At 36.5% G+C, this 12755-nt stretch carries 8 protein-coding genes; 5 read left to right on the top strand and 3 right to left on the bottom strand.

From position 1 onward, the window contains the following. Positions 1–16: 16 nt before the first annotated feature. The gene (locus tag CG11_RS05810; protein ID WP_052594055.1) at positions 17–2812 is read right to left on the bottom strand and encodes a CHAT domain-containing tetratricopeptide repeat protein; all 2796 of its coding nucleotides are present in this window, start codon (positions 2810–2812) and stop codon (positions 17–19) included. A gap of 282 nt (positions 2813–3094) precedes the next feature. Next, positions 3095–3733 carry a bifunctional 2-polyprenyl-6-hydroxyphenol methylase/3-demethylubiquinol 3-O-methyltransferase UbiG gene (locus CG11_RS05815; RefSeq protein ID WP_052594057.1) on the bottom strand — a complete coding sequence of 213 codons (639 nt, stop codon included), beginning with the start codon at positions 3731–3733 and terminating at the stop codon, positions 3095–3097. 277 nt (positions 3734–4010) lie between these two features. Here CG11_RS05815 and CG11_RS05820 point away from each other — a divergent pair, with 277 nt between their 5' ends. The 5 genes from CG11_RS05820 to CG11_RS05840 all read left to right on the top strand — a co-directional run bounded on the left by CG11_RS05820 (position 4011) and on the right by CG11_RS05840 (position 11410). Further along, complete coding sequence (locus CG11_RS05820; RefSeq protein ID WP_052594059.1) at positions 4011–4265, top strand: hypothetical protein; 255 nt, start codon at positions 4011–4013, stop codon at positions 4263–4265. Between the two features lie 496 nt (positions 4266–4761). After that, the gene (locus CG11_RS05825) at positions 4762–6198 is read left to right on the top strand and encodes a ferritin-like domain-containing protein (protein WP_052594060.1); all 1437 of its coding nucleotides are present in this window, start codon (positions 4762–4764) and stop codon (positions 6196–6198) included. A gap of 150 nt (positions 6199–6348) precedes the next feature. After that, positions 6349–8616 carry a hypothetical protein gene (locus CG11_RS29720; protein WP_052594062.1) on the top strand — a complete coding sequence of 756 codons (2268 nt, stop codon included), beginning with the start codon at positions 6349–6351 and terminating at the stop codon, positions 8614–8616. A gap of 1 nt (position 8617) precedes the next feature. Further along, positions 8618–9997: a radical SAM protein gene (locus tag CG11_RS05835; protein WP_081909477.1), complete on the top strand. Its 1380-nt coding sequence runs from the start codon at positions 8618–8620 to the stop codon at positions 9995–9997. A gap of 3 nt (positions 9998–10000) precedes the next feature. Beyond that, a complete protein-coding gene (locus CG11_RS05840) occupies positions 10001–11410 on the top strand; it encodes an NAD(P)/FAD-dependent oxidoreductase (RefSeq protein WP_052594064.1) in 1410 nt (469 codons plus the stop codon). A 22-nt stretch (positions 11411–11432) separates the two neighbouring features. Here the strand turns inward: CG11_RS05840 and CG11_RS05845 are convergent, their stop codons facing one another. Next, on the bottom strand, positions 11433–12584 hold the full coding sequence (locus tag CG11_RS05845; RefSeq protein WP_052594065.1) for a methionine aminotransferase: 1152 nt from the start codon (positions 12582–12584) through the stop codon (positions 11433–11435). Between the last annotated feature and the right edge of the window lie 171 nt (positions 12585–12755).

The following is a 12755-nucleotide window of genomic DNA, read 5'->3' on the forward strand; positions in this document are numbered from 1 at the left end:
TGACAAATAGTATATACTAAGTATATTTTTCCTTCTTGCCCAATTGTTTGGTTATAACAAAGAGTAGCAAAAGAATAAAAAGACCTCCGCCCCAAATATATCCCATCGAATCACTTTCTTGATGAATTGAAATAGGCTGGTGGTTGCCGATGTGGATAAAGGCTGACCAGAATGCAGGATGTGCTACCAAGCCATTTTTTTGTTTCAAATAACTGATTTTAGCTTGACGAAGTGCTTCATCCTTAGGCATGCCTGTACTTAAATTATGATAAAAATTGCGTATAATGTGTGCTGTAGAAAAATCATTGACAGACCACAGGCTTACCACTAAAGAGGGAACACCTGCATACATAAACGAACGCCCTAATGAGATGATCCCTTCCCCTTGTTGAAATTCCCCATAGCCTGTTTCGCAAGCCGATAAAACCGCTAAGTTGGCATTTAAGTTTAATTTCGAGACTTCATAAGCATATAGGAAATTATTTTCTAAACTATCATAGTTTTCACTAAAAACGAGGGAAGATAACATTGGCTGTTCAGCATTGACAACACCATGCATTGCCAAGTGAATAATGCCATAATCGGAAGCTTTGGTTTTAAACGAGTGCTCATTGGCGTCTGTTTCAAAGATAAAGTTGCCCGCATACAGTTCGCTTAATTTTTGTACTTCTTCTTTAGCCGATTTTAAAGGTTCTAATAGTTGTCGAATACGATATTCTTGACTTCTTGTATGAATAATATTGGCAGAATCTGGTTGGTGATATGCAGGAGCATACGCCAAAATTTGGGAATTGTACTTAGCTTGACTAATAGTGGCTAAATTCTGCTTCCACAGGGTTGCCGAATAATCATAACTAATCGTATATTGATTCAATAGGTAAGGCAAACTTTGATAACTAGCAGAAGCAGGTGCTGGAGCAGTCAACAGGGTTTCAAAAGGTAAATAGCCCAGTTCTCTGTCTGTAATAATGATCAGGCGATTAATTTTATTATTTCCCTCCAAAGCCATTGCTAATATATTGTTATAAAGCCAATGAGCTGTGGACGTATAATTTTCGTAAGCCTTATCCATGTGGTTGACAATCCAATTAAAATCCGTCAAGGCTTGGCGGTTGACGTTTAATTTTAACATCCAATCCTTTGCATCAATATTTATTGGATAAACGTTAATTTTTGTTTTGCTAATACTGAATAAATACAAAATAGTATCGGTTACAAAGTATTCTAACAAAAGTGTTTTATCATCTAGTTGTTGCTGAATCGTTTCGACACTAACCGATATGTCTTGGTATTTTAAAGCATAATATTTAGGATAATTCTTTTTTATTTGCTCAATGAATTTATTTCGTTGAAGTTCAAGATCCAAAATAGCACGGTTGAGATGGGTGCGTTCCTCTTTAGAACGTATCCGAAGTCGTTTGTTCTTTAATTGATGTAATTCTTTTTGTAGCATGACTTCTATATTGCCAAGAGAGTCAGGGAGGTAGCCAAGAGACCTAGCAGCAGTTCCTTTGATGGCATCTGTTAACAAAATGGATTTATTTTGTTCTGCGAATCGAAACGATTCTTTGATGGCAGCATCTGTGTCAATTATTAAAGCCGCTTCAATTCCTTTCTCTATGAGTAGAAAGTTGCTTTTTAAAGATTTTAATTTGTTTTGGTCACTGTCAAAAGAGTTTTTCCATTTTTCTCCTAAAGCAATGCTTTTTTGAACCAACGCATAATATTCTTCAATCTTTTGCTTGTCTCCATTTTGGTATTGCAGCTCGTAGATGCTTAATAGTTTTTGAATGGTCAAATGAAACAAGCTATTAGAAAAATAATCATACTCGTGTATTTTATCTAATGAAAAACTATCGGAAGCTACGTTGGTATTGGACAAAAGACTTTGAATGAGATAATGCTCAGATTGTTGCCAGTTGTGTTGGTTAAAATATAAATCACCTAAGGTTAAAAGTGTTCTAGCACACTGATAATGTTTGATTCCCCAAACTTTTGTTTGTATGAGTAATGCTTCTTGTAGTAGTTTTTCGGAAGCATCGTATTTTTTAGCTAGGATGTAAAATGCTCCCAAGTCGTGTAATCCTACTGCATAGTAAGGATGAGATGCACCTAGTATTTTGAGCCTAATTTTCTTTACTTTTTCAAACAAAGGGGCTGCTTTATCGTATTCTTTTAAGTCTTTGTAAAGAATGGCTAGATTGGATAATGTAATCGCATAGTCTTTATCAAATTCACCCAAATTTTGCTTTTGGATGTCTTTGGTCTTTATCAGTAATTTTTCTGCTTTTTTATATTGCTTATTCATCCAATATAATCGAGCACAGTTATTTAGAATAATAGCAAATAAATTGGGATTGGTTGACCATTGTTTGGTGATAATGTCTTCTAACTCAATAAAAATACTTTCTGCTTCTGTATAGCGATCGCTCATTTGATAGGCAGCTCCTAGACCATTTAAAGCTTTGATATAATTAATGTCATGCCTACCTATTTTATTTTTAAGAATGTTCTGGGCAGAGAAATAGTGAAAAGCTGATTTTTTGTATGCGCCAAGTTCATAATAAAAAGAACCTAAGTCATTTTGATAAAAGGCATACAGTGTATCTTCTTTACCAAATTCTTTAGCAACTTTGGTAAGTACTTTTTCTGTAAAAATAGCACAACTGTTATAGTCTCCTTTGTTGTATAATTCAATTTGAATGCTATCAATTTCAGCATAAGTCAGTTGATTGTTAAAGTATTCTTGCGCAACAAGGGAGGGCGAAAAAAGAAGTATGAATAGAAAGGACGTAATGGTATAAATCTTCATTATTACAACAAGGGATTTGATATAAAAAATATTATGATAATTAGATCTTCAAACTCTCAAGTACATTGAAGGAATAGAGCGGAAGAAAATAAATTGATAGCCAAACTATTTTAGTAATCGTATCAATTGGTCTAAATTGGGAGAAAGCTTGGAAATGATTGAGACATTAAAAATACATAGAAATTGACAAAGAAATTAACTTTAGCTCGTATCTGGAAAAAATATGTTTTTTAGCAAAAGATTGGTTGGGATATTGTCTATTGCATTAACACCAACGAACTACTATTTTTTCTTAATGACCAAAACATAATAGTCAAAAAAGAAAGCTTTATCTTTGTGAATGGTTGCTTGAATGTGACCACCTCTTGTTGTAACCATTGTTTGATACTCTTCAAGGTCAAATTGATGCGGATGCAAAATGTCGCCAGGAATAGCTCTAAATAGATGTTTAAAGATGCGATGATTGTGGGCGTCAATGGAAACAACTAAGGTGCCACCAGCCTTGGTCAATGAAAATAAATTATCGAAGCATTGTTCCAAATCAGCGACATGATTAATAGCATTCAAGCAAAACACATAGTCATAGGTTTTGTTGAGTTGAACTTTTTCTAAGGGCAGGTTTTGAAACGTTACATTAGGATAATCACTTGGCACAAAATGCGGTAATTTTTCTGCATAACTATCTAAAAGGGGATCAATGGCATCTACTTCTTGATAGGGTAAGATGGTGAAAATACCAGCAGGTCCACAACCAATATCTAAACAAATTGCCTGTGGAGGAAGGGAGAGTTGACAATCTTTTAAAAATTGTTTCCAGTAATCTTTTTTCCAAGTTAAGTATTCTGATTTGTCTTTTTTGTTCAAATAGCCTTGCCACCAGCGTATTTCAGCAGCCTGAGCTATTTTCCAGCGTAATTTCATTGTTATTGAAGTCTATCTTTATAAAGGTTAGCAAGATACAATAAATCATGATTTCAAAGAAAAAGTTTGCTTTGTACCTCAATGATTTTTGCAAAATATAGCTCCCATAATAACAATCGCAACCAAAGCATTTAGCGAGTAAAGGGGCTAGGATTTTCTTTCTCTGCATTTAACTTTTATTTAACAAGCATTTAAAGGATGAATGTTTTTTTGATTCAAGATTAATGTTAGCTTTGCCAGCGAACAAATTTTATAACTCATTTTAAATCTTAAAATCATGAAAAAATTACTATTCTCTTGTGCCCTAGCTATAACAGCTGCTGTCTCATTCTCTTCTTGTGCAAAAGATACTTGCTATGTATGTGAGCAAACTATTAACAATGTTGATACGAAGTACGATGTTTGTAACGATCAAGTTACAATTACAACAAATGGTACTTCAAGCGCTAGTACAGGAATTCCTGGCGGGATATCTGCAATTGACTACAGAAGAACATTAGAAACAGGTGGTTATACTTGTACGAATAAGTAATCTCAATGAGATATAGAATATAAAAAGACTGTCTGAAAAGACAGTCTTTTTTTGTTTATAGAACTTTGTATCAGGTACAAAAAAAAGGACTAGATATTGGGAAATATTTATTTTTTTATAAAATATTAATTGTATATAATTTGATGTTTGTGAATATATTCTTATTATGTAGAACTAATACTTCGTGAGTGTTGCGCAACTGATTGTCAAATTGATGCGGTTCACTGTTACTGCGTAGTTTCCAAAAAGTAATGGTAGCATAATTTATTAGAATTAATTAAAGTTTGTCCCCAATTGGTATTATGCCAATGTCCTATTTTGTAAATCCCTTTATTGCATAAAATAAGGTTGTTTTAATTATAGATATTTATTTCATTCAATATTTGTGAACACTACAGTTCATAAGGTGGTATGCTGTGTTAATTAAAAACCACAACGCAATGAAAATAAAATATACAAGAAGCTCTTTCATCACAATTAAAACATTAAAAATCTTATGCAAAATCGCTATTCGAGGCATTTAATTCACCTTTTTAAGCAGCCTCAACGCCTTAAGTCTGCCGAATTAGTAGGGGCTGTACAAGCTCAAATTCCCGCAGAGTTTAACCCCAAAGATTGGTTAAGTTATCTATTACATGTAGATGCTGAGCTAGAACATAGCCTAATGGTGCAGTATCTCTATGCTGCTTATAGTTTGGGAGGTCCTCAAGTACTAGATAAGTACAAAGCCAAGGTTCATGCTTGGCAAGAAATCGTATTGGGAATCGCCAAAGAAGAAATGGGGCATTTTGTTTCTGTCCAAAATGTACTGCGCTTGATAGGAGCGCCTTTAAATTTTAATCGTCAAGATTTTCCATGGGATTCTGTTTTGTATCCCTTTGAATTTAAGCTAGAACCTTTCTCAAAAGACTCGTTGGCCAAGTACGTGTACGCAGAATCACCAGAAAACTGGCTGAATGATACAGATGGAGATGACGATGAGATGAAAGAAATCAAGGCAGAAATAAAAGCAGTTATTAATACAGAAGAAAATCATGGCGATCCTATTAGTGTATTGTTTAAGCAGATATTAGCAATTATAGAGGACGATCAACTAATTCCAGATGATGTGTTTTTATCAGGTACTTATCCTTTTCAAGCGAAGTTTGATGAATGGGGTAGAGGATATAAAGGAGGAGCAAGAGGAAATAGTTCGGGGGCAAATCCTCAAGGAACTCCAGATGTATTAGTAGCTCCTTTACTTTCTAGAACAGATGCCATCACAGCTTTGAATAAAATTGCAGAACAAGGAGAAGCAATGGAGGAAGTTGATGGCGAAGATTCTCACTTCGAACGATTTTTAACCATATACAAAGAATGGCGCAAGATGCCACAAGATTTTGAGCCTACTAGACCCGTTGCAACCAATCCTACCGTCAACGAAACAGTGGCAGATCCTACTTATTCACCCTCCGAAGGTCTGGATACTGATAGCAAAATTGATGTTATTACAAATCCAGTCGCAAAGACGTGGGGAAATTTATTTAATGTCCGTTATAGAATGTTGTTGACATTCTTGACACATAGCTTTTTGTTGGATGGCGGCTTTAATAATTCTGGAGCTTATTCTCCTAGAGGAACAATTATTCATGCAACATTTGGAGAAATGTATAACCTTCGAGGAATTGCAGGAGTTCTAGTTCAACTTCCTATTGCAGTAGGTTCTTCAACTATGGCAGGCCCACCATTTTTAACACCATATACGATGGAATTACCATTGGGAGAAATAAGTCGATGGAAAGTACATCAAGATTTGGTTCAAGCTTCCAAACCGCTTATTGAAGAACTGTTATTGACCGCGGATGAGCAACATAAAAAATATTTATATTCTCTAAAGGAAGCGGATGAGAATTTTCAAAAAATTGCTATGGCTATTATTAATGTTCCTGCTTAACATGACTAGGGGTATTGCATGAGTACTTCGTAGTTGCTTATTAGTAAGATATGTTTTTATTTGCTTTTGGTGGTAAAAGGAATGATAATCAGTCTAATAAGGTTTTTAGTGAACTGTTGTTAATTAAACACACCCAATAAATGTAAAAAAATGAAAATTATAGATATAAGAATATTGCCCCCTATTGCTATCGGTCGACTTGGTTCTGCTACAGAGCCTTTAGCAGCTTTTGATTTGGAAGTATCGGAAACCAAACCACTTGATTTTAGAACGATTATTCCTAAAGAAACACTCAATGTAAATCCGACGACAGGAGTTATTGAAGCCTATCTGCCTGAACAAATTGTTTTTAAAGATTCTACAGGCTTAGGCGATTCTGCGGGGAAAATTCATCCTGTGGCACCATTTTTAGAAGTTTTTGTGATTACCGATCAAGATGAAAATACGCTAGTTCCTTTAACAGAAGCATTGTTGGAAGAGGCTGGCTTAACATTGAGCAATCTCTCTTGGCATGTTGATGTGGCCAATATCAAATTATATAGGAGAACTCAAAATGTAGCAGATAAGATCAATGCTCAAATCAACAATATTACGACACATGAGCGAATGGAGTTGAAGGGATTGTGTGATAACTTTTTGGCAGGGAAATATTTGCCATTAGGAACAGTACAGTTCATCCAACCGACAGAAGATTTTCCAGAAATTAGATTTAGGTACACCCCTGGTCCAGGAAAAGTTTATGGGGCTTCTAAAACGAGAATATCTGGCGAGACGATGACAGAAGAAAAAGACCCTATTTATGAACAAATGGGAGATGCTTTTCTCATTTATGATAAAACAAAAGATTGGTTTGGCTATACAGAAGGCAATCAAGAAAGACCTATTTTAACTAATCCTGCTATGATTTTTGCAGGGTATGATGATGCTACAAATGGTACCCGTGTGAGTTGGGGATATTTGGATGATGAATGTGATGGGTTTATTTCTGTACATTTAGACTTAGGACAAGGTGATATTCTAAAGGCTCGAACTCATATTAGTGCTGGTCCGCCAGCCTTTGCGCCTGATACATTGCCTGTTCGTGTTGTTACAGATGAAATTGAGCAAATATTAAAAGGTCCCATAGTGCAAGAGCCCGTGTCTATAGAAGAAGCAGAAGACATTATTCGTCGTGCTCTGGAAACGGTTCGATTGATGAATACGGCTATTATGAATGGCAATGCATACAACGGCAAATACAATACAGCAAGTACAATGGTGCGCCAAGATTCTAATGATTTTAATAGAATGTATGAGCCTATTATGGCTACTTCCTTGGTCGATAACTTAGCTGTTCGAGCAATTCATGAGCGAGTGTTCAATGGAATTAGTACTGGCTTATCACCTTGGTTTGATAATGCAATTAGACGACCAGATAAAATTGGGGATTTGTCGGATGAAGAACGTCGAAAAATGCCTGGGTTGATGCGGGGTGCAGATGGGAGAGCGCTGTGTTTTACGCATCGACAAATTGATACGATTATTAAGGCAGCTGCTAACGCTATGTTTAAGGAAGCTAGTGAGCAGTTAAATCAGACTTGCCGAACCATTCCTGTATCCGACCTCCAAAGCCAATTGCATTATAGAGGTAAAGGAAATCCTTTTTCTATCTTACCTAGGTCGGCTATTTCCAACTGTTTCCCTGGCTTAGAATTTGATTTTAGAAATCTATGGCGACGTGCTTTTAAAGGCTTGACTTTGATTGAGAACAATAATTTTGTTATTGAAGGAGAAGGAGAATTGGAACGTTTGAAATATCATCGCTTAGTTGGTATCAATGGAAAACCAACGATGGTACCAACAACAGGACCTACTATGCCTGGTAGTGGAAATGTGTCTTTGATGACAAAAGAGAATCCTAATGGCGTTTCATTTATGGAGTGGTCCAATAATTTAGCGGCAATTTTGCAGTTGCAAGGGCAAGAAGTGGAGTGTTATTTTACCAAAGAAGAGTCTAACGAAGAGATTGTTGTTGAAGCCAAAGATTTGAATGTTAATAATAATGCGTTGGAGCTACATGTATTAACTGTCAATACCTTTTTTGAAGATAACAGTGCTGCGTTTACAGAAGATATCTTAGAGCCAGGAGAATTAACGCAAGGTCTTTGTGCCCCTTGGCAAAATGATTATAGAGAGTGTGCTTGTTATTATTGGGCTGCTAGCCGTCCAGATTATGTCAATGTCGAGCCTGATAAAGATGGTTTAAGCAAGGGCGATAATTGGATGTCTAAAAAACGTAGTGGTAGTTATATTCCTGACGATAGGGTGGATTCCCGATTGTTAACTTACGATGATTTGTTTATGAATTGGGAAGGTGAGTTGCAATTTATCGTTAGAGGAAAGGATGCCTTAGGTTCTAATGACAATAAAGAAGCATAAAATGGAAACTAAGTCATATTCAAAAGGCGCTTCATTGAATTTATTAGCACAAAAAATGGCAGGACATATTGCAACGGCTGCACAACCTAAAACACCTCAAATACACCTTATTGAGGGGGCAAAAGGACAGCAACTGTTTGTACCCAATGGTAGCCAACTTATTGATGTTGATTTTTCAACAGCTGAGCGTCTAAAAAAAATGATGCAATTACAGGACCAGCAAGCAATTCAATACGAATTGCTTGCCTTGGGCGTGGACATGAGGACAAAAATAAACGATACTGCTTTAAAAGAACCGCCACTGCGTGCTTTGTCGTTGGCAATGGCACAAAAATGCAATCTAGGTTGTTCCTATTGCTATGCTGATCAAGGAGATTTTGGAGGACCATCTAAGAATATGTCCTTAGAAATGGCCTTACAGTCGATTGATATGTTGATCAATGGTGCCAACAAAGGCGACACAGTACAGCTAACGTTTTTGGGGGGAGAACCCTTAATGAATCGGGTTGGTCTTCGTTTGGCAACAGAGTATGCTGCTAATTTAGCAGAACAAAAACAGGTGAACGTTAATTTTTCAACGACATCTAATGGAACGCTAATTCGAGACGAGGATATACAGTTTTTTGAGGAGTACGGTTTTGCAATTACGATTAGTTTAGATGGACTAAAAGAGGCACATGATCGTTTGCGGCCTTTAAAAAACGGCAAGGGGACTTATGAGCAAATTATGACAAAAATACGCCCTTTGTTAAGCGCACAACGCAAAATGCAGGTATCGGCAAGAGTGACTGTGACGGCTGAAAATTTAGGTTTGGCAACGGTATTGGATGAGTTTATCAATATGGGGTTTCATAGCGTTGGCTTTTCTCCTCTACTAAATGCTAGCAATGGGAAAAAGGAAATGAGCAAAAAAGATTTGGAAGTTTTATTGACCAATATGATAGAATGCGGGCTGAGGTTTGAACAAGCTGTACTTCAAGGCAAACGATACCCATTCTTGAATATGATCAATGCTTTTAAGGAAATTAGCAACGGAACACATCGTCCTTACCCTTGTGGAGCAGGAGCAGGATATATGGGCGTTTCGGCAGATGGAGATTTGTATGCTTGTCATCGTTTTGTTAATGAAGAAAGTGGTGCTATGGGAAGTATCCAAGAAGGAATTAACAGCGAATGGCAGCACAAATGGCTTCATGATAGGCACGTACACCAACAGTCACCTTGTACAGAATGTTGGGCTCGTTACCTCTGTGGCGGAGGTTGTCATCATGAGGTAATTGAAAAAGGAAGAGTGGCTTGTGATTATATAAGAGGATGGTTGCATTTTGCCATTCAATCTTACGAACGTGTTCATCGTTTGATGCCTAATTGGAACAAATAAACTATGGATAAGTATCAATCTAAATACGATATAGCTGTGATTGGGGGAGGTCCAGCAGGCTCTACAATAGCCCATCAATTGACTCAATTTGGGTATAAGGTGCTGTTGTTGGAAAAAGCGGCGTTCCCCCGTCCACATATCGGCTTATCTTTGAGTGCAGGAATTCTGCATTGGTTGGATTTGTTGGAGATTAGAGATATTGTGGCTGCCAAAGGATTTGTTAGTGCTAAAGAATCGAAGTTGCTGTGGGCAAGCGAACATATTGTTGACAAAAATTTTGATACTGATAAAGCAGGGTGGCACGTTGATCGGGGTGTTTTTGACGAAATTTTGATGAATGCGGCAGTAAAAAAAGGAGTAGACCTCTTGCAAGGTTTTAAGCAGTTACAGTTGCAGTTAAGCCCAGAAGAACAGTGGGATATTAGTATCAAAGACGCCACCAATAAAACGATAAACATTCAAGCGGACTTTCTTGTCGAGGCAAGTGGTCGAAAACCCGTTGTCAAGAATTCTATCAAAAAGGCATATTTGACCAAAACATTGGCTACTTATGCTTATTGGAGATGCAATGAAGTTATGTGTGCAAACTCTTTTATTGAAGCGATTCCAAACGGTTGGGTTTGGGGAGCACCAGTATCGGAGTATGATTATTTGATGTGTGTATTTTCCGATGCTGATTTTATCAAAAAACATGCTTCTTTAAATCAATTTTATAACAAAAGTATTGAATGTGCCTCATTATTTCCTGCTCAAAAGTATCACAGAAAAGACTCTATACTCAACACTTGTGATGCGACTGCTTATGTGGATAGCCAACCTATTTCTAAACAATATATTAGGGTAGGTGATGCTGCATATTCTTTAGATCCAATAGCTTCACAAGGTGTACAGAAGGCTATTAAATCAGCTTTTCAAGGGGCTATTGTCGTGAATACTTTATTATCTCAGCCACAAAATGAGATGCTGGCAATTAATTATTACAAACAAGTTATTGATATAGAAGTTACCAAAAATCAAACGTGGACCAAAGCCTTTTACAACCAACATCAACAATTTAAACACCATTCTTTTTGGAAAACAAGGCAAACGTTCTTGACGGCTTCTGAGGTAGAAAATGAAACGGTTACTTTAAAAAAAACAGCTAAGTTAATTGTCAATAAAGAAGCAAGCATTCTATCAGTGCCTGTCTTAGGAGCAACTTACGTGCAAGAGGAAGAAGGAATTTATTTGCCTACGAATTTAGAGCCGTTTGTGTATGTACAAAATAAAGCCATCGTTCCTTTAATAAGGAAACTACACGATCATTACTTGATTGATTGTGTCAAAATGATTGCTGCTTATATGCCGAATACGGCTCCTGTGAAAGTATTAGAGTGGCTTATTTATAATAAAATATTGTGCCCTAAACAATGAGATTGAATCATTTAAAAACGATCTACTTAGGTTGAATGGTTTTGATTAATTTTCCAGCTTCTTCCAATACATCTTCTGTTTTGGCAAAACAAAAGCGGACAACTTTGTTGTCTAAATTATTATGATAAAAGACAGAGATAGGAATGACCGCAACGCCATATTCTATGGTCATACGTTTGGCAAATTCTGTATCTGGTTCATCGCTAATAGCAGAGTAATCAGCTACTTGAAAATAAGTGCCTGCGCTAGGAATAAATTCAAAGGGACTGTCTTTGATTTTATCTAAAAATAAATCTCGCTTTTGTTGGAAAAAGTTAGCTAAGCCTAAATAGGTGCTTTCGTCTTCCAAGTAATCGGCAATGGCATATTGCATAGGAGTATTGGATGAAAAAACATCGAATTGGTGCACTTTTCGGAATTCGTACATTAAAGCTTCATCGGCGACAATATAACCTAATTTCCAACCTGTTGCATGCAAGGTTTTGCCAAAAGAATAGACCGCTAAGCTTCGTTTTCTCAAAGCGGGGTAGCTTAAAATAGAGCAATGCTTTTGACCATCATAAATCATGTGCTCATAGACCTCATCACTCAAAATTAAGATATTAGTATCCGCTACTAATTTTTGTAAAGCTTGATAATCGTCATCTATTAAAATACTGCCCGAAGGATTGTGAGGCGTATTGAGGATAATCATTTTAGTTTTAGGAGTAATCAGTTGCCCAAACGCTTCCCAGTCAATTTTCCAATCAGGTGCTTTAATTTGATAGGGGACAACAATACCGCCTGCTAGTTGTATGCTTGGTTGGTAACAATCATAAGCAGGTTCTACAATAATCACCTGGTCACCAGCATGCACAAAGGCATGAATGGTACTGAAAATAGCCTGAGTAGCGCCCGAAGTAATGTTGATTTCGGTTTTTGGGTTGTAGGCTACTTGATATAAATGCTCAATTTTATTTGCCAAGCGTTGTGTTAGAGTAGGAAGCCCTGTCATAGGACAATATTGATTATACCCATTTTGAACGTAATGACTGACTAGATTTTTTAGCTTAGGGTCGCAGTCAAAGTTGGGGAATCCTTGAGATAAATTGATGGCATTGTGCTGATTAGCTAAGCCAGACATGACCGTGAATATGGTAGTTCCTAGATTGGGTAACTTAGATGTTATTTGCATGGCAAAATATTAAACTATGGATAATTTTCTCAAAGTAGAGATTTTGGATAGAAATTCATTAAGTTTAGGAGGAAAAATTTACAAGGTATTAAAATAGCTTAATCGTATTTTAGCCCTTTCGAATAGATGCTTTTATAAAAAATTAGGAAACTCAATGGTACAAGTATTCTT

It is taken from the genome of Aureispira sp. CCB-QB1 (genome assembly GCF_000724545.1).
Classification (GTDB): Bacteria; Bacteroidota; Bacteroidia; order Chitinophagales; family Saprospiraceae; genus Aureispira.

Bases quoted from the DNA above. Each gene is read 5' to 3' on its own strand.
- CG11_RS05810 (WP_052594055.1), bottom strand. From the start codon at position 2,812: ATGAAGATTTATACCATTACGTCCTTTCTATTCATACTTCTTTTTTCG.
- CG11_RS05815 (WP_052594057.1), bottom strand. From the start codon at position 3,733: ATGAAATTACGCTGGAAAATAGCTCAGGCTGCTGAAATACGCTGGTGG.
- CG11_RS05820 (WP_052594059.1), top strand. From the start codon at position 4,011: ATGAAAAAATTACTATTCTCTTGTGCCCTAGCTATAACAGCTGCTGTC.
- CG11_RS05825 (WP_052594060.1), top strand. From the start codon at position 4,762: ATGCAAAATCGCTATTCGAGGCATTTAATTCACCTTTTTAAGCAGCCT.
- CG11_RS29720 (WP_052594062.1), top strand. From the start codon at position 6,349: ATGAAAATTATAGATATAAGAATATTGCCCCCTATTGCTATCGGTCGA.
- CG11_RS05835 (WP_081909477.1), top strand. From the start codon at position 8,618: ATGGAAACTAAGTCATATTCAAAAGGCGCTTCATTGAATTTATTAGCA.
- CG11_RS05840 (WP_052594064.1), top strand. From the start codon at position 10,001: ATGGATAAGTATCAATCTAAATACGATATAGCTGTGATTGGGGGAGGT.
- CG11_RS05845 (WP_052594065.1), bottom strand. From the start codon at position 12,584: ATGCAAATAACATCTAAGTTACCCAATCTAGGAACTACCATATTCACG.